The organism is Shinella lacus (assembly GCF_010994755.1).
Classification (GTDB): Bacteria; Pseudomonadota; Alphaproteobacteria; order Rhizobiales; family Rhizobiaceae; genus Shinella; species Shinella lacus.
Genome location: NZ_WHSB02000009.1, coordinates 1 through 18,894, shown reverse-complemented (window position 1 = coordinate 18,894; position 18,894 = coordinate 1). Strand labels below are relative to the sequence as shown.

At 63.2% G+C, this 18,894-nt stretch carries 18 protein-coding genes, 1 tRNA gene and 1 pseudogene; 11 read left to right on the top strand and 9 right to left on the bottom strand.

Going from position 1 to position 18,894, the window contains the following annotated elements; all coding sequences use genetic code 11:
- Positions 1 to 7: 7 nt before the first annotated feature.
- The gene (locus tag GB927_RS22135; RefSeq protein ID WP_256119576.1) at positions 8 to 907 is read right to left on the bottom strand and encodes a peptidylprolyl isomerase; all 900 of its coding nucleotides are present in this window, start codon (positions 905 to 907) and stop codon (positions 8 to 10) included.
- Positions 908 to 1,144: 237 nt separating this feature from the next.
- Here GB927_RS22135 and secA point away from each other — a divergent pair, with 237 nt between their 5' ends.
- The 3 genes from secA to GB927_RS22120 all read left to right on the top strand — a co-directional run bounded on the left by secA (position 1,145) and on the right by GB927_RS22120 (position 6,830).
- Positions 1,145 to 3,871, top strand: a complete 2,727-nt coding sequence (gene secA / locus GB927_RS22130; RefSeq protein ID WP_256119386.1) for a preprotein translocase subunit SecA — start codon at positions 1,145 to 1,147, stop codon at positions 3,869 to 3,871.
- A 270-nt stretch (positions 3,872 to 4,141) separates the two neighbouring features.
- Positions 4,142 to 5,569, top strand: a complete 1,428-nt coding sequence (locus tag GB927_RS22125; RefSeq protein ID WP_256119385.1) for a lipopolysaccharide biosynthesis protein — start codon at positions 4,142 to 4,144, stop codon at positions 5,567 to 5,569.
- Positions 5,559 to 6,830: a GNAT family N-acetyltransferase gene (locus GB927_RS22120; protein WP_256119384.1), complete on the top strand. Its 1,272-nt coding sequence runs from the start codon at positions 5,559 to 5,561 to the stop codon at positions 6,828 to 6,830. The genes GB927_RS22125 and GB927_RS22120 overlap by 11 nt, the downstream gene beginning before the upstream one ends.
- Here the strand turns inward: GB927_RS22120 and GB927_RS22115 are convergent.
- Complete coding sequence (locus GB927_RS22115; protein WP_256119383.1) at positions 6,827 to 8,470, bottom strand: AMP-binding protein; 1,644 nt, start codon at positions 8,468 to 8,470, stop codon at positions 6,827 to 6,829. The two genes, GB927_RS22120 and GB927_RS22115, sit on opposite strands and share 4 nt — an antisense overlap.
- Before the next feature lie 76 nt (positions 8,471 to 8,546).
- Complete coding sequence (locus GB927_RS22110) at positions 8,547 to 8,810, bottom strand: BON domain-containing protein (protein ID WP_256119382.1); 264 nt, start codon at positions 8,808 to 8,810, stop codon at positions 8,547 to 8,549.
- Positions 8,811 to 8,985: 175 nt separating this feature from the next.
- On the opposite strand from GB927_RS22110, the gene GB927_RS22105 reads away from it, so the two are divergent.
- Complete coding sequence (locus GB927_RS22105) at positions 8,986 to 9,795, top strand: M10 family metallopeptidase C-terminal domain-containing protein (RefSeq protein WP_256119381.1); 810 nt, start codon at positions 8,986 to 8,988, stop codon at positions 9,793 to 9,795.
- Between the two features lie 173 nt (positions 9,796 to 9,968).
- On the opposite strand, the gene GB927_RS22100 is transcribed toward GB927_RS22105, so the two are convergent.
- The 3 genes from GB927_RS22100 to GB927_RS22090 all read right to left on the bottom strand — a co-directional run bounded on the left by GB927_RS22100 (position 9,969) and on the right by GB927_RS22090 (position 11,895).
- Positions 9,969 to 10,094, bottom strand: a complete 126-nt coding sequence (locus GB927_RS22100; protein ID WP_256119380.1) for a hypothetical protein — start codon at positions 10,092 to 10,094, stop codon at positions 9,969 to 9,971.
- A 219-nt stretch (positions 10,095 to 10,313) separates the two neighbouring features.
- Positions 10,314 to 11,651: a hypothetical protein gene (locus tag GB927_RS22095; RefSeq protein ID WP_256119379.1), complete on the bottom strand. Its 1,338-nt coding sequence runs from the start codon at positions 11,649 to 11,651 to the stop codon at positions 10,314 to 10,316.
- A gap of 159 nt (positions 11,652 to 11,810) precedes the next feature.
- Positions 11,811 to 11,895: transfer RNA gene (locus GB927_RS22090), tRNA-Leu, on the bottom strand.
- Positions 11,896 to 12,066: 171 nt separating this feature from the next.
- Between GB927_RS22090 and GB927_RS22085 the strand changes: the two genes are divergently transcribed.
- Positions 12,067 to 12,576, top strand: a complete 510-nt coding sequence (locus GB927_RS22085) for a disulfide bond formation protein B (RefSeq protein WP_256119378.1) — start codon at positions 12,067 to 12,069, stop codon at positions 12,574 to 12,576.
- 68 nt (positions 12,577 to 12,644) lie between these two features.
- Here GB927_RS22085 and GB927_RS22080 read toward each other — a convergent pair whose 3' ends face one another.
- Both GB927_RS22080 and GB927_RS22075 read right to left on the bottom strand, forming a co-directional pair.
- A complete protein-coding gene (locus tag GB927_RS22080; protein WP_256119377.1) occupies positions 12,645 to 13,202 on the bottom strand; it encodes an HNH endonuclease in 558 nt (185 codons plus the stop codon).
- A gap of 104 nt (positions 13,203 to 13,306) precedes the next feature.
- Complete coding sequence (locus GB927_RS22075) at positions 13,307 to 13,957, bottom strand: DNA-3-methyladenine glycosylase family protein (RefSeq protein ID WP_256119376.1); 651 nt, start codon at positions 13,955 to 13,957, stop codon at positions 13,307 to 13,309.
- 66 nt (positions 13,958 to 14,023) lie between these two features.
- On the opposite strand from GB927_RS22075, the gene gluQRS reads away from it, so the two are divergent.
- On the top strand, positions 14,024 to 14,932 hold the full coding sequence (gene gluQRS, locus GB927_RS22070) for a tRNA glutamyl-Q(34) synthetase GluQRS (protein ID WP_256119375.1): 909 nt from the start codon (positions 14,024 to 14,026) through the stop codon (positions 14,930 to 14,932).
- Here gluQRS and GB927_RS22065 read toward each other — a convergent pair.
- Positions 14,879 to 15,823 carry a YihY/virulence factor BrkB family protein gene (locus tag GB927_RS22065; protein ID WP_256119374.1) on the bottom strand — a complete coding sequence of 315 codons (945 nt, stop codon included), beginning with the start codon at positions 15,821 to 15,823 and terminating at the stop codon, positions 14,879 to 14,881. The two genes, gluQRS and GB927_RS22065, sit on opposite strands and share 54 nt — an antisense overlap.
- A gap of 197 nt (positions 15,824 to 16,020) precedes the next feature.
- Between GB927_RS22065 and GB927_RS22060 the strand changes: the two genes are divergently transcribed.
- The 5 genes and pseudogenes from GB927_RS22060 to GB927_RS22040 all read left to right on the top strand — a co-directional run.
- A complete protein-coding gene (locus GB927_RS22060; RefSeq protein ID WP_256119373.1) occupies positions 16,021 to 16,869 on the top strand; it encodes an SDR family oxidoreductase in 849 nt (282 codons plus the stop codon).
- A 100-nt stretch (positions 16,870 to 16,969) separates the two neighbouring features.
- The gene (locus tag GB927_RS22055) at positions 16,970 to 17,170 is read left to right on the top strand and encodes a twin transmembrane helix small protein (protein ID WP_256119372.1); all 201 of its coding nucleotides are present in this window, start codon (positions 16,970 to 16,972) and stop codon (positions 17,168 to 17,170) included.
- Positions 17,170 to 17,745 carry a cob(I)yrinic acid a,c-diamide adenosyltransferase gene (locus GB927_RS22050; RefSeq protein WP_256119371.1) on the top strand — a complete coding sequence of 192 codons (576 nt, stop codon included), beginning with the start codon at positions 17,170 to 17,172 and terminating at the stop codon, positions 17,743 to 17,745. The genes GB927_RS22055 and GB927_RS22050 overlap by 1 nt, the downstream gene beginning before the upstream one ends.
- A 56-nt stretch (positions 17,746 to 17,801) precedes the next feature.
- Positions 17,802 to 18,587, top strand: coding sequence for a rhomboid family intramembrane serine protease (locus GB927_RS22045; protein ID WP_256119370.1), 786 nt, complete (start codon positions 17,802 to 17,804; stop codon positions 18,585 to 18,587).
- Between the two features lie 183 nt (positions 18,588 to 18,770).
- Positions 18,771 to 18,894 (top strand): annotated as a pseudogene (locus tag GB927_RS22040) (electron transfer flavoprotein subunit beta/FixA family protein); the annotation flags it as partial.

The following is an 18,894-nucleotide window of genomic DNA, read 5'->3' as shown; positions in this document are numbered from 1 at the left end:
GTCGATCTTACTGCTGGCCTTCGGTTGCCGGCGCTGCTTCGCCTTCGCCTGCTGCTTCCGGCTTGTTGACCGCGTCATAGGCGGTCTTCAGTGCCGGGTCCTGGATGTCGACGGGGGCCGCGGCCTTCGCCTTTTCCAGAAGTGCCAGATACTTGTCGCGCATGACGAGCTGACGAACCTGGGCTTCGACCTGGTCGAGCGCCGGGGGCTGCTGCTGGCGCTTGTCCTCGATCTTGATGACGTGGAAGCCGAACTGGGTCTTTACCGGGACCTTGGAATAGGCGCCCTTTTCCAGCGCGAAGGCGGCCGTTTCGAATTCCGGAACCATGCGGCCCTTGGCGAAATAGCCAAGGTCGCCGCCTTCGGATTTATTCGGGTCGGTCGACTTCGCCTTGGCGATCTCGACGAAATCCTTGCCGGCATCGAGCTCGGCGATGACGGCCTTGGCCTCGTCCTCGGTCTTGACGAGGATGTGGCGGGCGCGGATCTCGTCTTCCGGCGTAATCGCGGCGACTTCCTTGTCGTAGCGCGCCTTCACCTCTTCCGGGGTGACGGCATCGACGACGTGCTTCTTGAAATAGGCGTTGTGCAATTCGCGATCGGTGAGGAAAGCGAGGCGCTGCTTGAAGTCGGCGTCGTTCTGGAGGCCTTCCTTGTCGGCATCCGCTGCCAGCAGCTTCACGTCGATGATGGAGGAGAGGGCTGCGACGCGCTTCTGCTCGTCCGGCAGGTTGGCGAGCTGCGGGTCGAGGCCGGCGATCGCGAGCTTCAGCTCCGATTCGTGGATCTCGAGCGCGCCGACCTTGGCGACGACCGGATCGGCCGCCGCATCCTGTGCGCGGACGCTGGTGCTTGCGGCGGCAATCGCGATAAGGGCGACTGCTGCGAGCTTGCTGTACTTGAACATTTCGAAGAGACCTTTCACATCCTCGCCGGAATCGGGCCGATATCCGGTGCCAGTCGGCTCAACACCACCAGAATGTGGCAGTTGTGCAACCGCCTGAGCCGTTGACATCATTCGACCCCCCTCTTATCTGTCACGCAATCCCGCGTCCAGAACAGTTTCCGGGCGTCTCAACGCTTTGCGCGCAAATATCGTGCGACCTGTCACGCGCCGGGCGCCCATGAAGAAAGGACCATCCTGATGGTCAGCCTCGGCGGCATAGCCCGCAAGTTGTTCGGTTCCTCGAACGATCGCCGCATCCGCTCCTACAAGCCCCGCGTTGACGCCATCAATGCGCTCGAACCGGAGATGAAGGCGCTCTCCGACGAGGCGCTGCGGGCAAAGACCGTGGAATTCCGCGAGCAGCTTGCCGCGGGCAAGACACTCGACGACCTCCTGGTGCCGGCCTTCGCGGTCGCCCGCGAGGCGGCGCTGCGCGTCCTGGGGCTGCGTCCTTTCGACGTCCAGCTCGTCGGCGGCATGATCCTGCATGAAAAATCGATCGCCGAAATGAAGACCGGTGAAGGCAAGACGCTGGTGGCGACGCTGCCCGTCTACCTCAACGCGCTCGCCGGCAAGGGCGTGCATGTCGTCACCGTCAACGACTATCTCGCCACGCGCGACAGCGCGATGATGGGCAAGATCTACGGCTTCCTGGGCCTTTCGACGGGCGTCATCATGCACGGCCTCGACGACGACCAGCGCCGCGCCGCCTATGGCAGCGATATCACCTACGCGACGAACAACGAACTCGGCTTCGATTATCTGCGCGACAACATGAAGTACGAGCGCAGCCAGATGGTGCAGCGCGGCCACTTCTTCGCAATCGTCGACGAAGTCGACTCGATCCTGGTCGACGAAGCGCGCACGCCGCTGATCATTTCCGGCCCGCTCGACGACCGCTCCGACCTCTACACGACGATCGACGCCTTCATCCCGATGCTGGACGAGGCGGACTACGAGATCGACGAGAAGCAGCGCTCCGCCAATTTCTCCGAAGTCGGCACGGAAAAGCTCGAAAACCTGCTGCGCCAGGCCGGGCTTCTCAAGGGCGAATCGCTCTATGACGTCGAGAACGTCGCGATCGTCCACCACATCAACAACGCGCTGAAGGCCCACAAGCTCTTCACCCGCGACAAGGATTACATCGTCCGCAACGACGAGATCGTCATCATAGACGAATTCACCGGCCGCATGATGCCGGGCCGCCGTTATTCGGAAGGCCAGCACCAGGCGCTCGAAGCCAAGGAAAAGGTGACGATCCAGCCGGAAAACCAGACGCTGGCCTCGATCACCTTCCAGAATTATTTCCGCATGTATTCCAAGCTCGGCGGCATGACGGGTACGGCTTCGACGGAAGCCGAGGAATTCGGCAACATCTACGGCCTCGACGTCGTGGAAGTGCCGACCAACCTGCCGATCAAGCGCCTCGACGAAGACGACGAGGTCTACCGGACCGTCGAGGAGAAGTACAAGGCGATCATCCAGGAGATCAAGGACGCGCGCGAAAAGGGCCAGCCGGTCCTCGTCGGCACAACCTCGATCGAGAAGTCGGAATATCTCGCCGAGCGCCTCAAGATGGCGGGCTTCCAGGATTTCCAGGTGCTGAATGCCCGCTACCACGAGCAGGAAGCCTATATCGTTTCGCAGGCTGGCGTTCCCGGTGCCGTGACGATCGCCACCAACATGGCCGGCCGCGGCACCGACATCCAGCTCGGCGGCAACCTCGAAATGCGCCTGGAGCGGGATCTCGCCGAAATGGAGCCGGGTCCGGAGCGCGATGCCAAGCGCGAGGCGATCATCGCCGAGGTGAAGAAGCTGAAAGAGCAGGCGCTTGCCGGCGGCGGCCTTTACGTTCTCGCCACCGAGCGCCACGAAAGCCGCCGCATCGACAACCAGTTGCGCGGCCGTTCCGGCCGCCAGGGCGACCCGGGCCGTTCGAAGTTCTTCCTGTCGCTTCAGGACGACCTGATGCGCATCTTCGGCTCCGAGCGCATGGATTCCATGCTGCAGAAGCTCGGTCTCAAGGAGGGCGAGGCGATCGTCCATCCCTGGATCAACAAGGCTCTGGAGCGGGCGCAGAAGAAGGTCGAGGCGCGCAACTTCGACATCCGCAAGAACCTGCTGAAATATGACGACGTGCTGAACGACCAGCGCAAGGTGATCTTCGAGCAGCGCATCGAACTGATGGACAGCGAAAGCCTGTCGGACATCGTCGCCGACATGCGCCACGAAGTGGTGGAAAACCTCGTCCGCCTGAACATTCCGGAAAATGCCTATGCGGAGCAGTGGAACGTCGCGGGCCTGAAGGCCGGCGTGCTCGAACAGCTCAATCTCGACCTGCCGATCGACGCCTGGGCGGCCGAGGAAGGCATCGACGAGAAGGACATCCTGGAGCGCCTGAAGACGACCGTCGACGAGGCCGCGCAGGCCCGCGCCGACCGTTTCGGCCCGGAAATCATGACCTATGTCGAGCGCTCGGTGCTGCTCCAGACGCTGGACCTCCTGTGGCGCGAGCACATCGTCAACCTCGACCACCTGCGTTCCGTCATCGGCTTCCGCGGTTATGCCCAGCGTGATCCGTTGCAGGAATACAAGGCGGAAGCCTTCGAACTTTTCCAGGCGCTGCTGGCGAACCTGCGCCAGACGGTGACCGCGCAGCTGATGCGCGTCGAGCTGGTGCGCCAGGCTGCCGACGGACCTGCACCGGCCCTGCCGGAAATGGAAGGCCACCACATCGACGGCACGACCGGCGAGGACGATTTCGGCGAAGGCAATGGCGGCGGCTTCATGGCCGTTGCCGTCGCGCCGGAAAACCGCGATCCGAACGATCCGGCGACCTGGGGCCGCGTCTCGCGCAACGAGGCCTGCCCCTGCGGCTCGGGCAAAAAATACAAACACTGCCACGGTGCCTTCGAACAGGCCTGATCGATCTCGAAAATGCCGCCTCCGGGCGGCATTTTGCTGACAGGTTTCCCCACACCCGCGACGTCATCCTCGGCCCTGAGCCGAGGATCCACCGGCGTGCCCGGAGCATGGATGGTCGGGTCAGGCCCGACCATGACGGGGGAGAGGTTGGCGGCATTTTCTTTTGGCTGTCCGGGCGGCTCTTCATGGCCCGACCCAACCGTTTGTTAACCCTGATCTGACAAGACTGGCCTTTGTATAGTTTCGCGTAGCGTTCGGGTTCCTGTGTTGATGGCGGTCATTCAGTCGGCGGAAAAGTTGCTGCCATCCGGCCTGCGCGGCAAGGCGGAGCCGCTCGTGCGCGCGCTTGCCGCCACACTCGCCAGCGACGACCCCCGCAATCTTGCCCAGCGCATGGCGCTGATCGCCTTCGCCATCCGCGTCGTCAGCGCGGCCATCGCCTTCATTTCGCAGATCATTCTTGCCCGCGTGATGGGCGAGTTCGAATATGGCATCTTCGTTTTCGTCTGGGCGCTCGTCGTCATTTTCGGCGATCTCTCCTGTCTCGGCATCCACACGACGATCGTGCGCTTCCTGCCGGGTTATGCCGGGCGCAGCGCGCATGCGGAAATCCGCGGCCTCACCTCGACCGCGCGCATCTTCGCCATGCTGACATCCTCGGGGCTGGCCGCCGTCGGTCTCCTCTGCCTCTGGCTCTTCCACGAATCCTTTGCCGGCTACTATCTCGTGCCGCTCTTCATCGGCCTGTTCTGCATGCCGATGATCGCGCTCGGCGATGTGCTGGAAAGCACGGCGCGCGCGCATAGCTGGGCGGTCGTGGCATTGAGCCCGACCTATATCGTGCGCCCGCTGCTGATCCTCGTCTTCATGATGCTCGCCATCTCGCTGGACGCGCCGCATACGGCGCTGACGGCGATCGTCGCAGCCCTTGCCGCCACCTACCTCACCACGGTCGTGCAGTTCTTCAACATCGTGCGCCGGCTGGGAAAACGCTATGTCGCGGGGCCGCGCAAGATCGAGTTCTCGCTGTGGATCAAGGCCGCGCTGCCGATCTTCCTGATCGAGGGCTTCGGCTTCATGCTGACCAATTCCGACGTGCTCGTCGTCGGCCTGTTCCTCGATCCGGAAAGCGTCGCCATCTATTTTGCCGCCGCCAAAACGATGGCGCTGGTGCATTTCGTGTTCTTCTCGGTGAAGGCGGCCGCCGCACCGCGTTTTTCCGCGATGTTTTCCGCTGGCGACCGCGTGGCGCTCGCACGTTTTGCCGGCGAGACCGTGCGCTGGAGCTTCTGGCCGTCGCTTGTCGTCGGCGGGGGCGTACTGATCGTTGGGCATTTCCTGCTGTCGCTGTTCGGCCCGGCCTTCACGGCGGGTTACAGCCTGATGTTCATCCTGTTCGTCGGCATTCTCGCCAAGGCGCTCGTCGGGCCGGGCGAGGTGCTGCTCACCATGTCCGGCGAACAAAAACTGTGCGTCGCCGTCTATGCGGTGGCGCTCACCGCCAACATCGCCTTCAACGTCACGCTCATTCCGCTCTACGGCCTGACGGGTGCTGCCATCGCCACCACCAGCGCCATGATCGTCGAGGCGGTGCTGCTGCACCTGGCTGTGCGCACGAAACTTTCCATCATTCTCTTCGCCTTCGCCAATCCGGTGAAGGCGAGCCTTGTCAACGGGATGGACCGCCATGACCGATAGCCACGGCTTCGACCACGCCATTGCGGCCGGACGTGCCCAGGCCGCCATCCCGCCGGCCCCGCCGATGGCGCAGCCGCCGGCGGACAAACGCGTCGCCGTCGGCCGTCCGGGCCGCTCGCTGGCACTTTATCCGGCAACCGCCGGCTACGAGCTGCAGCAGGAACTCGATTTCCTGTCGAACCGCGTCATGGAGCCCAACGTCTTCTTCACGGGCCGGTTTCTGGCACCCGCCATGCCGCGCCTGGAAGACCGCACGGTGCGCCTCTCGGTCATCCGCGACGAGAGCAACGGGCGCAGCCGCATGCGCTTCCTGATGCCGTTCTCGGTCGAAAAGCCGGGCTTCTCCATCGGCTCCAGCATTTTGCGCGCCTGGTCCAATCCTTTCGGGCCGCTCGGCACGCCGCTCGTCGATGCGGAGGAGGCGGCCGAAACGCTCGACAACCTGCTCGACGCGCTCGGCAGCGCGGGCACCGGCCTGCCACCGATCCTCGTCCTGCCGGACCTGCGCCTCAACGGAGCCTTCGCGCAGCTGATGCGCGCTGTGGCAATCGGTCGCAACCTGCCGGTCACGGTCACCGACACCTATCGCCGGCCGATGCTGGAAAGCCTGCTCGACGGCCAGACCTATTTGCAGAAGGCGATCTCGCCCGAGCATTTTCGCGAATTGCGCCGGCAATGGCGCAAGCTCGACCAGCAGGGTGCGCTCAGCTACAACGTCGCCCGCCAGCCCGCCGACATAAGACTGCGCATGGAGGAATTCCTGCTGCTGGAAGCGGCCGGCTGGAAGGGCCGCGGCCGCACGGCGATGATCAACGACCGCTACCGCGCCGCCTTCGCCCGCGAGGCGATCACCAACCTTGCCGAAACCGACGGCGTGCGTATCCACACGCTCGACCTCGACGGCCGCGCCATCGCCTCGATGATCGTCTTCATGACCGGCGGCGAGGCCTATACGTGGAAGACGGCCTATGACGAAGAGTTTTCGAAATATTCGCCGGGCAAGCTGTTGGTGGCCGAACTGACGGAATGGCATCTGGACGACGCCAATATCGCGCGTTCGGATTCCTGCGCGGTACCGGACCATCCGGTGATGAGCCGGTTCTGGGAAGAGCGCGAGGACATGGGCACGCTCGTCGTCGGCCTGCAACAGAACCGCGACCGCGACGTGCGCCAGGTCGCAGCACAGCTCCACCTCTACCGCAACACGCGCAACGTGGCCCGGCTGCTGCGCGACAAGATCCGCTCGCTGGCCAAACGTTAAGCGGCGAAGGATGTTTCTTCGGCGGCGCGCTTGCGCAGCAGGTGGCGGATGACTTTGCCCGAGGTCGTCAGCGGGAGACTGTCGACGAACTCCACCTCGCGCGGATATTCGTGCATGGAGAGCCGCGATTTCACCCATTCGCGGATATCGGCGGCAAGCGCCTCCGAGGGCGCCTGGCCCGGCCGCAGCACCACATAGGCCTTGACGATCTCGGTGCGCAGCTCGTCCGGCTTGCCGACGGCGGCGGCGAGCTGCACGGCCGGGTGGCCGGCAAGGCAATCCTCGATCTCGCTCGGCCCGATGCGGTAGCCCGACGAGGTGATGACGTCGTCGTCGCGGCCGAAGAAGGTGACGTATCCCTCTGCATCCATGCGGCCGAGATCGCCGGTCGTCATCCAGTCGCCGATGAATTTTTCCGCCGTCGCCTTGTCGTTCCGCCAATAGCCGAGGAACATCACCGGGTCAGGCCGCTTCACCGCGACCTGGCCAACGGTGCCGCGCGGCACCTCCCGGCCATCCGCATCGATGATTGCGACGACATGGCCCGGCACCGGCTTGCCGATCGGTCCCGGGCGCGAAACGCCGAGCTTGCCGATCGAGCCGAGCACGATGTTGCACTCGGTCTGGCCGTAGAATTCGTTGATGGTGATGCCGAGCGTATCGCGCACCCATTCCCACGTCTCGCGGCCGAGCGATTCGCCCGCCGAACCGATGGTACGCAGGTTCAGTCGGTATTTTTCGCGCGGATTGGCGACCGATTTCATCAATCTCAGCGCCGTCGGCGGGATGAAGGCGTTGCGCACGTCCATCTCCTGCATGATGCGGTAGGCCATGTCGGGATCGAATTTCTGGCCGGGCGAGGAGACGACCGGCACGCCGAGCAGCAGCGCCGGCATGAGCACGTTGAGAAGCCCGCCCGCCCAGGCCCAGTCGGACGGCGTCCAGATGCGGTCTCCCGGTTGCGGCAGGAATTCATGGTGCATCTGGAAGCCCGGCACATGGCCGAGCAGCACGCGGTGGCCGTGCAGTGCGCCCTTCGGCGGGCCGGTCGTGCCGGAGGTATAGATCATCATCGCCGGATCGTCCGGACCGCTGTCGACGGCCTCGAACGGGCCGGCATACCGGGCGACGAGATCGTGGAAGGATTTTTCCGCGGGATCGGCGACCGGATCGGTGGTCACCACCAGCTCCAGCGTCGGAAGCTCCTGGCGGATCGGTCGCAGGCGCTCGGCGCCGAAGCGGTTGGTGACGATCGCCCTGGCTTCGGCATTCTTCAGCCGGAAGAGCAGGGCATCCGCACCGAACAGCAGCGCCAGCGGCAACGCGATGGCGCCGAGCTTGTAGATCGCGACATGGGCGATGACCGTTTCAAAACCCTGCGGCAGCAGGATGCCGACGCGGTCGCCCTTGCCTACTCCCTCGGCTGCTAGTGCCGCCGCAAAGGCATCCGAGCGGGCGGCGAGTTCGCCATAGGTGAGCGCCAGCGGTGGGGCGTCGGGCAGGAAATGCTGGAGGCAGATGCGGTCCGGCTCGCGCGCCGCCCAGGCGTTGGAGACCGCGGTGCCGATGTTGAACCGTTCGGGGATCTTCCAGCGAAAATCCCGGTACAGCGCATCATAGGTCGGTCTCTCGTCGAGCATCCGGCGTCACTCCAGTTTGCTGCATTGCACCTAGCATTCCGGAGGGGCCGCCGGCAATGGCGGGTTTTTGTGGGGCTTAGAGCCAGGAAAGGCGGCTGTCCACCTCCGTGACGTCCTTGAGCGAGGCCGCGATTGCGCTCGCCCGATCCGCCTCAGCGGCGGAGCCGACGTTGCCGGTGAGGATGATCCGCGTGCCCTTGCAGGTCACCCTGATGTCGGAGGCGTCCACATCGCCGGCCAGCGAAAGCGCATCCGCGACCGCTGCTTCCAGCCAGGCGGGGTGCGGACCATCGAAATGTTCGGGCGGTTCGCCCTTGAAGGTGCCTTCCTTGAAGACCATGGCGCGCGCTCCTCTATGGCGGGTTCGGTGGACAACGCTGAAAGATCGGATTTGTTCATGGCGGTTTAAGGGATGGTTAGGGGTGCTTCGATGTCGGACAGCTCTGTGCCGAAACGGCGGTTGCCGGGCCTAAGCGCCCGCGTTAAGCATCGGCATCTCCAGCGAGGACGTGTTTATGAGTTCCATCAATATTAGCGGTTTCACATCGAAATCCGGCGCCAATTTCAGCAAGTTCGTTTCCGAAAAACTGCATGACATTCTCGACTACGAGCACGAAAAGGTAACATCGACCTCACTGAAGTTCTCCAATGATGCAAAGAACTACATGGCGATAGGCGGCTCGAAGCTGAAATACACCTTCGACGGCAAGGAAGTCTCTGGCATTACATCGGGAACGATCACGTCTTTCAAGGCGGTGTCCGAAGGTCAGGCGCTGCTCGACATCACAAAACTTTCGCTCGCCGGCAAAAAACTCTCCAATGCACTCGACAGCGGCAGCACGAAGACCTTCCTAGACACGCTTCTTTCCGGCAATGACGTCATCAAGGCCACCAAATATGCCGATACGTTCTGGGGCGGGGCCGGCAACGACACGCTCTATGGCTATGCCGGCAACGACCGTCTGGAAGGCGGCGCGGGCGCCGACAAGCTTTATGGCGGTGCGGGTGCGGATACGTTCGTTTTCCGTTCGGTGAAGGATTCGACCGTTGCCGCGGGTGGACGCGACACGATCGTCGATTTCAGCCAGACGGAGAAGGACAGGATCGACCTCAAGGCGATCGATGCCGATACGACGCTCGCCAGGAACCAGGCGTTCAGCTTCATCGCAGACAAGGCCTTTTCCAAGGATGCGGGCGAGCTGCGCTACGAGAAGAAGGGCGGGGATACCTTTGTCCACGGTGATGTCGATGGCGACGGCAAGGCCGATTTCTCGATCCGCATCGACGCGTCGATCGATTTCACAAAGGCCGATTTCATTCTCTGAAGACCCCAGGATGGTTGAGACCCAAGAGCGTGCACATCGCTCTCGGGTCCCCCTCACAACCGCATCCGGGGGTGTCTGCAGTTGCAGCCGTAGAATGCAGCTGTGCAAAATTTGTTCCCGCTAAAATGCGGGTTTTTTGAGCGAGGGGTTTTCGGCCGGAATCGTGCGCTGGCCTAAAGCGTGCTCTGGATGAAATGATGCACATTGCGCACGGTCCGCGACGTATAGGCGCCGTGGTTCTGCGTGAAGTCCCATGCCATGGCGCAAACCACCGTAACGATGATGATCAGATATTTCATGGACGCCCACGCAGCTGGTTGGCCCTTGACGGCAGACGGAGCTGAAGTCGCTGATAGTCGAAGCTGAGCTTGGACTATGCGTGGGAGGGTGAACCTGGGTCGGGGTGGAGTCCAGGTAATTTTACGATGTGCTAATTAAGTGATGAACGAGCCGTTAGTGCGCGCCACTACGTGCACCAAAAAGGCAAACGGCATGACACCTACGGGGTCCATTCGTGATTAGGGATTGGCGAGGAAGTCCAGCCGCTCTTTCTCGCCCTGGAACAATTGCCAGGAGCCGCGTTGCACGAAAGCGGGCTTGGCGAAGGTGCCGAACGCCACGTCGTGCTCGGAATCGAGCCAGCAGTAGAAGAGAGCGGTTTGATCGGCATACCAGATCGGCCTGCCCGTCGAGCGGGCATTTTCCACAATCCTCTGAAGGTAGGCGCCGATCCGATTTGCGAAGCGAAGCGCGCCGGGCGTTTGCCGCGCCATGAAGGAACAGGCCGTGACCGACTCCCATGGAAGCCTGTTCAGGGTGCGTGCCTTGTCGAGCACCTTCGTGCTCAAGAGGACGTCAAGGTCGGTGTGCTCACTCTCCATATGCCGCAAATCGCGAGCTACATGGCCATCCACGTCGCCGACGAACACAGACCGGTAAAGTTGAAGGTATCGGGCCAGATGGATGTAGCGCGCGCTGGCATAATATCCCCGCTTCTGGCGCACTTCTAGGCCCGACAGATCGGTATGATCGATCGTAAAACCGAAGCTGACGGGCAAGCCCCAGGAGTTGATCGCCTCGCGGGGATCGAAGCCCACGCAATGGAAGTGCAAGCCGTTCGCCGGGTTCGTCTCAGCATAGCGTCTTGCGACGAGCAGGGCATATTTTTCGAAGTAGGTGCGATCGAGGGAGAGCAATGTGACATGCTCGGCCGCCGACGGGCTCACCTCGATATCGTGTCCGGGAACGATCGTGCCCGCGTAGTTGGTTTCGACGAGCACGCTGGATATGCCGGCAAACGGCTCAATGAACTTGAGATCGCCGACCGACACGAACGAAGAGCGGGCATGGACGGCGTTTCCCGTCGCATGGGCCGACATGGCCTCGAAGGCGGCGAGATGTCTCTCGGCGCTCGGCCAGCCGGCTCGCAAAAACGCCGTCGTTTCATTGGCATCGATGGCAAAACCGTCGCGCTCTTTGCCCGCCATCAGGCGATCGCGTTGAGAGCGATAGAAGGCAAGGAAGATCAGGTCGGCGACGTGCAGGGGAAGATGACGGAGCCGGCCGCGCAAACCCTCCGCGGTCGACCGAATCCGGGGCCAATCTTTTTGCGAGAAGAGGAACCAGAAGAATTCCGTCAATGCTTCATCGGAAAGATCGCCGGAAACGGCGCGTGCGGCATTCTCGCTCAAATACCGCTGGAGCGCCGGCATATGGACCGCCCGACGGGCTGCCGCGCCGAATTTCAGGATCTGCTGTTCGAATGACAGCGCGCTATCCAGGGTCGCATCCACCTCGACGGGCAAGTCGACATTGGAATAACACCGCGTCAGTTCTCCCAACTCTTGATTGATCACGTTGAAGCCCGTTCGATTGCAAGTCCTTGCCGTTTCATCTGCCTCATGCGGATAGTTTCGGCAAGGCCCGGGCGATAACCCGGCCTTGGCTAGCCCGTTGATTTGCCCGAAGGCTAGGATGGAACCGGAAACAAAGTGCCTAAAAAAGCTTTGAGATTTTGGTGCCCCATGCCGGAATCGAACCAGCACTCCTTTCGGAACTCGATTTTGAGTCGAGCGCGTCTACCAGTTCCGCCAATGGGGCACGGCACTTGTGAGCCATCGCCGTTTACACGAAGCTTTCGCGGGCGGCAACCGGCAAATCCGGGGGCGGGCATGATCACTTATCCGTGCGGGTGATTTACAACGGCGCGCCGCCTGATAGAACTCGGCGCCGTTCCGCCGGCACCCCCGCCGGCCCGATTGGACGATCCTGATGACTGCATCCCTCGACCTTTCCCGCAAGACATCCGCAGGCCTCCTGACGCTCGGCATGGCGGCGACCGTCGGTGGCGCGCTCGCCTTCGAGCATATCGGCGGCTACATTCCCTGCGCGCTCTGCCTGTTGCAGCGCGATCCCTATTATTACGGCATTCCGGTCGCGGTCGCGGCGCTGCTTTCGGCCCTGTTCGGCGGTCCGGCCTGGCTGACGCGGCTGCTGCTGGCGATTGCCGGCATCATGATGCTGGTCGGTGCGGGCATGGGCGTCTACCACGCGGGCGTCGAATGGGGTTTCTGGGAAGGGCCTGCGACCTGTGCGACCACGGCGCAGGGCGTCACGCAGAATGCCGGCGACCTGCTGTCCGATCTCAACACCAAGCACGGTCCCTCCTGCACGGAGGCGTCGTTCCGCCTGCTCGGCCTGTCCTTTGCCGGCTGGAATGTGATCGCGAGCGTCATCCTCGCCGCAATCGCCTTTTCGGGCGCGCGGTCCGCGAAAGCCTGAGATGCCGCAACCCTTCGTGTCACGCATGTCGCTGACGTGAAACGGCCTTGCCGTTCACGCAGCCTGCGTCAGGGTTGCAGTTCGACGTCCCAGTAGAGATAGTCCATCCAGCTTTCATGCAGATAGTTGGGTGGAAACAGTCGCCCGTTGTTGTGCAGATCCTGAACCGTCGGCTGGTAGGGCTTCTGATGCGGGAGCATGCCCGCCTGCTTCGGCAGCTTGCTGCCTTTTCTCAAATTGCATGGGGAGCAGGCGGCGACCACGTTGCACCAGGTCGTCTCGCCGCCATGGGCGCGCGGGATGACATGGTCGAAGGTCAGGTCGTCCGGCGACCCGCAGTACTGGCATTCGAACCTGTCGCGCAGGAACACGTTGAACCGGGTGAAGGCCGGGTGGCGTGAGGGCTGCACGTATGTCTTCAGGCACACGACGCTCGGCAGGCGCATCGTGAAGCTCGGGGAGGAAACCGAATGGTCGTATTCGGCGATGATGTTTACGCGGTCTAGAAACACAGCCTTGATCGCGTCCTGCCACGACCAGAGCGACAAGGGATAATAACTCAGCGGCCTGTAGTCAGCATTCAATACAAGGGCTGGCAGGGCCTGTGGTGAAACAGAAATCGTCAAGGGCTTCTCCTGATCGATTCGGCATCTGCCCTTCTATATTAGGCCCGTTGTTACAGCATTGTGAAGCCGGAAAGGAAAAGCGAAAACAACGTATTTCGCGAGCCTCAGCCTTCGAGCACCGGGACGGCCTCGCGGCGCATCTCGCGCGAATAATAAGCCCAGAAAAGCCGGGCCGAAACGCCTCGCCAGGGCGACCAGCTTTCGGCGATCCGGTCGAGCTCCTGCGGCCCCGGACGCACGGCAAGACCGAAGGCATGCGCGACGGCATTTTGCAGCGCGATGTCGCCGGAGGGGAAGATGTCTGGGTGGCCGCCGCAAAACAGCAGGTACACATCCGCCGTCCAGCGGCCGATGCCCTTGATCGCGGTCAGCTTGCGGGTCGCGGCCGTCGCCTCCATGTGGCAGATCGCGTCGAGATCGAGTTCGCCGCGGTCGACAGCATCGGCGGCGCGGCGCAGCGTCTCGGCCTTGGCGCGCGACAGGCCGACGGCGCGGCAATCCTCGTCGGACAGGTCGAGGATGTGATGGGGCGTGATGTCGCTTGCCGCCTCCTCCAGCCGGCGCCAGATCGCGTCCGCACTGGCGCGCGACACCATCTGCGCGACGATGATGCCGGCAAGGCCGCGATAGCCGGGTGCTAAACGCCGCAGCGGCACGGGGCCGGCCTTGTCGATGACGGTGAAAAGGCGTGCGTCGAGCAGCGCGAGGTCGACGAGACCCGCCGCGACATCCGCCTCCGTCCTGATCATGTGCAACTGCATTTCTTCAAGCGGCCCTGATGCCGTAGTGACGCGACACGCCTCTTCGTGCCAGAAGACCTCATGCCAAGCGCTTTGTCAAAAAATCGTGTCTTTCGTTTTGCGCCGAGCCCGAACGGCCTCCTGCATCTCGGCCATGCGCTGTCAGCGATCCTCAACCACGATCTTGCAGCGGCCTGCGGCGGCCGGTTCCTGCTGCGTATGGAAGACATCGATCCCGCCCGCTCGCGACCCGAATTCGAAGCCGCGATCTACCGCGATCTCGCCTGGCTCGGGCTCGACTGGGAAAAGCCGGTGCGCCGCCAGTCGGAGCATGTCGCCTTCTATGGCGAGGCGCTGGAGCGGCTGAAGGCGATGGGCGTGCTCTATCCGGGGTTTCTGAGCCGCGGCGAGGTGAAGGCGCGTGTTCTGGCGCATGAGGCGGCGGGCGGCGTGTGGCCGCGTGATCCGGACGGTGCCGCCCTCTATCCGACCGAGGAGCGCGCGCTCGACCGGGACCAGGCGCTCGCCTGGATTGCGGCGGGGCGGCAGCATGCCTGGCGGCTCGACATTGACAAGGCCCGGGCGCTGGCGCCGACGGTTCTCGACTGGAAGGAGGCGGGCGAGGGGCCGGAGGGGCAGACCGGCATCGTGGCCGCGAAGCCGGAGCGCTGGGGCGACGTCATCCTGTCGCGGCCGGATGCGCCGGCGAGCTATCATCTCGCCGTGGCGCTCGACGATGCGGCGCAAGGCGTTACCGACGTGGTGCGCGGGCAGGATCTGTTTCACGCGACGGCCGTGCATCGCCTGTTGCAAAGCCTGCTCGGCCTGCCGGTGCCCGCGTACCGCCACCATGGACTGGTGTCGGGGCTGGATGGCCGAAAACTCTCCAAGAGCAACCAGGATACGGGGATTGCGGCCTATCGTGAAAAGGGCGTGTCACCGGCCGGCATTCGCGCCCTGCTCGCGGGCTATGGCTTCGTCTTCCATTGAGGGGTCGTCCTCGGCCTGCGGTTTCTTCACGCCGCGCACCTTGTCGAGGATCAGGTGTTTCACCCGGTATTTCATCAGGGCCGCATTGATTTCCGCGCCGATGATGAAGATCGCGCCGACGATGTAGAGGAAGACCAGCGCGATCATGATCGAGGCGAGGCCGGCATAGGTCGAGACATAATTGGCGAAGGTGGCGAGATAGGAGGCGAAGATGTAGGCCCCGACGCCCCATGCGATCAGCGTGAGCAGGATGCCGGGCAGCACGTCGGCGATCTTGCGCCGGCCGGCCGGCAGCCAGAGATGGGCGATCAGCAGGCCGACCAGCAGCACGAGCACCGTGCCGAAGAGGCCCCAGCTCTCCACCCAGGAATAGATATATGTGAGCCACGGCAGCCAGTCGCCCGTGGCCCGCACGGCAAGGGGGGCGGCAACGAGCACGATGCTGATGACGGCCAGCGCCAGCACGCCCGCGATGACGAAGCCGAGGCTGGCGAGGCGCGTGACGTACCAGTAGCGCGTCTCGGCGACCCTGTAGGCACGGTTGAGCGAGACGCGCAGCGCCTCCACGCCGTTCGAGGCGAAATAGGCGGCGGCGAGCACGGAGACCGTCAGCAGCCCGCCGCGCGGAATGGTGAGCACGGCGACGACCTCGCGCGAGATGGGGGCGGCGATCGATTCCGGCCAGGTGTCGAAGATCAGGTGCACGGCGGTTTCGGCGAACTGGTCGGCGCCGAGGAAGGAGCCGAGCGCGGTGCCGAAGATCAGGAAGGGGAAGATCGCGAGCAGCGTCGACAGCGCGACATGGCTCGCCATCGCCCAGCCGTCGTCCTCGGAAAAGTGCCAGATCGCGTCGAAGACGACCTTGTAGGCAAGGCGGATGACGGTTGGCATAAGCAATGTCCAGTCCCTTTGCGACCGTCGCCGGTCTCTCATTGTCTGCGCGGGCATGGCCCGTAAATCAGAATCGATTTAAGGGCTTATGCCCGGTTCAACGTTCTACGGCGACCTTTGTGCCTCCTGGATGACAGACAGAGGTTGCTGGAATGGTGAATATGGGAAACCCAGGCAGATTTGTACAGGAAACCGCCATGTCTTCTCCAACAGCGCCCTCTCTGCCGAGCATCATCGTCACCGGCTGCTCCTCCGGCATCGGCGCCCATTGTGCCCGGGCGCTGAAGGCGGAGGGCTGGCGCGTCTTCGCGACGGTGCGGCGGGAAGAGGATCTCGCGAGCCTCGAAGCGGACGGCATCGAGGCGCTGCTGATGGACTATACCAAGCCGGAGACGATCGCGGCGCTGGTCGAGACGGTGCTGGCGCGCACCGGCGGGCGGCTCGATGCGCTGTTCAACAATGGCGCCTATGGGCAGGCCGGTGCGGTGGAGGATCTACCTGTCGAGGTGTTGCGCCTGCAATTCGAGACGAACGTCTTCGGCTGGCACGACCTGACGCGGCGGGTGATCCCCACGATGCGTAGGCAGGGTTCCGGCCGTATCGTGCAGTGCTCGTCGATCCTCGGCATCGTGCCCTATCGCTGGCGCGGCGCCTATAATGCCTCGAAATTCGCACTCGAAGCGCTGTCGCTGACGCTGCGCATGGAGCTTGCCGGCTCCGGCGTGCATGTCAGCCTCATCGAGCCGGGGCCGATCGCCTCGCGCTTCACCGGCAATGCGCTGACCCATATCGAGCGCAACATCGATCTGGAAAACTCGGTGCATGCGGAGGAATATCGCCGGCAGCTCCAGCGGCTGCGCGGCGAGGCCAAGCCCGCGCGCGGAAAACTCGGGCCGGAGGCGGTGCATGCCGTGCTGCGCCACGCGCTGACGGCGAAGGCACCGCGGCCGCACTATATCGTGACGACGCCGGCCAAGCAGGGCGCGCTTTTGAAGAAGCTGCTGCCGGCGGCGCTGTTCTACCGCATCATCGGCAAACTCGGCTGACGCGGCGCGGCGTCGCAGGCCTTCGTCGTCAAATCGCGTGCTATTTCGCCCAAATGCCCTATTTGAATAGGGCTGACAGAAATCAAATCGGATCGTTGGCATGTCTTCCTTTCTCACCTTCATGACCCTGCTCGTCATGGGCCTCGTGGTCATCGTGCTCGTGCGCGGTCTTGCCAACATGGCCAAGGGCGGCAACGGCAATACCTCGAACAAGCTGATGCAGGCGCGCGTGCTCTTGCAGGCGATCGCCATCGTCCTCATCATGCTGACCCTGTGGATCACGGGCGGCGGGCGCGGATGATGGTGAAGCTCAACAAGATTTACACACGCACGGGCGACGACGGCACGACCGGCCTCGTGGCAGGGCCGCGCCGCAAGAAGCATGACCTGCGCGTCGAATCCTATGGCGAGGTCGACGAGGCGAATTCCTGCATCGGCGTCGTCCGCCAGCACCTCGCCGGCCATCCGGATCTCGATCGGATGCTGATGCGCATCCAGAACGACCTCTTTGACCTCGGTGCCGACCTCGCCACGCCCGATACGGGCAAGAAACTCGAATACGAGCCGCTGCGCATCGTGCAGGCGCAGGTCGACCGGCTGGAGAGCGAAATCGACACGCTCAATGCCGATCTCGAACCGCTGCGCTCCTTCGTGCTGCCAGGCGGCACGGCGGCAGCGGCGGCCCTGCATGTGGCGCGCACCGTCGCGCGCCGGGCGGAACGGCGGATCGTGGCGCTTCAGGATAGCGGGGAAACCGTCTCGGCCGCGGCCGTCGCCTATATCAACCGGCTGTCCGATTTCCTCTTCGTCGCTGCCCGCTGGGTCAACGACAAGGGCAACACGGACATATTGTGGGTTCCGGGGCAGAACAGATAAGGTCGTCGCAAGCAGCTTAGCAAAAGTGCGCAGCCATCCTTTGGGGAAGGGGATCCATGTTCATACCGCTGCACGACGCCAACGCCCTGAAATACATCAAGGTGCAATATGTCACGATCAGCCTGATCGTGATCAATGTCGTCGTCTGGCTGGTGACGGGCCTTGCCTCGACGCAGGACTTCAACGATGCGGCGGTGGTGGGCCTCGGCTACATCCCCGCGGTCGTCTTCGATTTCGCCGACCTGGAGCCGAGCCTCGTGCTGGTGCCGGAGGATGCGACCTACATCACCTATGCTTTCCTGCACGGCGATTTCATGCATCTCGCCTCGAACATGATTTTCCTTTGGGTGTTCGGCGACAATGTCGAGGATGCGCTCGGCCATATCCGCTTCCTCATCTTCTACCTGCTGTGCGCGGCGGCCGGCGCGCTGGTGCATGGCCTCGTGCAGATGAATTCGGAGGCGCCGCTGATCGGCGCCTCGGGCGCGATTTCCGGCGTGGTGGCGGCCTATTTCCTGCTGCACCCGAAGGTGCGCGTCTGGGTCCTGGTGTTTTTCCGCATTCCCCTGCCGCTGCCGGCGGTCATTCCGCTTGCCTTCTGGATCGCCCAGCAATTCTACATGCTGGTGGTCGATGGCGACAGCGGCGTCTCCTGGGGCGCGCATGTCGGCGGCATACTTGCCGGCGCGGTTCTCGTCCTCGTCATGCGCCGGCGGGGCGTGCCGCTGTTCGACCGCACGATCGTCACGCCGAAGGCCGTCCGGCATGTCGAAGCGACGCCGGTTCCGGCCGAAGAGACCGCGTCCGGCCCCTCCGTGCCGCCCACCCATTGGGGGCGGTGATGGCGTTTCGAGGGGAAAATTGACGTGAACGTAAAGGTGATTTATAACGCCTGCGTTTTCGCGCGAGCAGGGCCCGTGGCGCATTGTATTTGGGGAAAAAACGCGTATCGATGTCGCCAACCGACAATCAGGGCGCCTTTGAAAGGCGCATTTTCCCTCGCGGGCATATGAAGGAAGGAAGCCATGAAGATCTTGGTCCCTGTAAAGCGGGTCGTTGATTACAACGTCAAAATTCGCGTGAAGGCGGATGGCTCGGGTGTCGAGCTTTCGAATGTGAAGATGTCGATGAACCCGTTCGACGAGATTT

What these genes read in the sequence shown, in the direction of transcription:
- GB927_RS22135 (WP_256119576.1), bottom strand. Translation starts at nt 907, where the DNA reads ATGTTCAAGTACAGCAAGCTCGCAGCAGTCGCCCTTATCGCGATTGCC.
- secA (WP_256119386.1), top strand. Translation starts at nt 1,145, where the DNA reads ATGGTCAGCCTCGGCGGCATAGCCCGCAAGTTGTTCGGTTCCTCGAAC.
- GB927_RS22125 (WP_256119385.1), top strand. Translation starts at nt 4,142, where the DNA reads ATGGCGGTCATTCAGTCGGCGGAAAAGTTGCTGCCATCCGGCCTGCGC.
- GB927_RS22120 (WP_256119384.1), top strand. Translation starts at nt 5,559, where the DNA reads ATGACCGATAGCCACGGCTTCGACCACGCCATTGCGGCCGGACGTGCC.
- GB927_RS22115 (WP_256119383.1), bottom strand. Translation starts at nt 8,470, where the DNA reads ATGCTCGACGAGAGACCGACCTATGATGCGCTGTACCGGGATTTTCGC.
- GB927_RS22110 (WP_256119382.1), bottom strand. Translation starts at nt 8,810, where the DNA reads ATGGTCTTCAAGGAAGGCACCTTCAAGGGCGAACCGCCCGAACATTTC.
- GB927_RS22105 (WP_256119381.1), top strand. Translation starts at nt 8,986, where the DNA reads ATGAGTTCCATCAATATTAGCGGTTTCACATCGAAATCCGGCGCCAAT.
- GB927_RS22100 (WP_256119380.1), bottom strand. Translation starts at nt 10,094, where the DNA reads ATGAAATATCTGATCATCATCGTTACGGTGGTTTGCGCCATGGCATGG.
- GB927_RS22085 (WP_256119378.1), top strand. Translation starts at nt 12,067, where the DNA reads ATGACTGCATCCCTCGACCTTTCCCGCAAGACATCCGCAGGCCTCCTG.
- gluQRS (WP_256119375.1), top strand. Translation starts at nt 14,024, where the DNA reads ATGCCAAGCGCTTTGTCAAAAAATCGTGTCTTTCGTTTTGCGCCGAGC.
- GB927_RS22065 (WP_256119374.1), bottom strand. Translation starts at nt 15,823, where the DNA reads ATGCCAACCGTCATCCGCCTTGCCTACAAGGTCGTCTTCGACGCGATC.
- GB927_RS22060 (WP_256119373.1), top strand. Translation starts at nt 16,021, where the DNA reads ATGTCTTCTCCAACAGCGCCCTCTCTGCCGAGCATCATCGTCACCGGC.
- GB927_RS22055 (WP_256119372.1), top strand. Translation starts at nt 16,970, where the DNA reads ATGTCTTCCTTTCTCACCTTCATGACCCTGCTCGTCATGGGCCTCGTG.
- GB927_RS22050 (WP_256119371.1), top strand. Translation starts at nt 17,170, where the DNA reads ATGGTGAAGCTCAACAAGATTTACACACGCACGGGCGACGACGGCACG.
- GB927_RS22045 (WP_256119370.1), top strand. Translation starts at nt 17,802, where the DNA reads ATGTTCATACCGCTGCACGACGCCAACGCCCTGAAATACATCAAGGTG.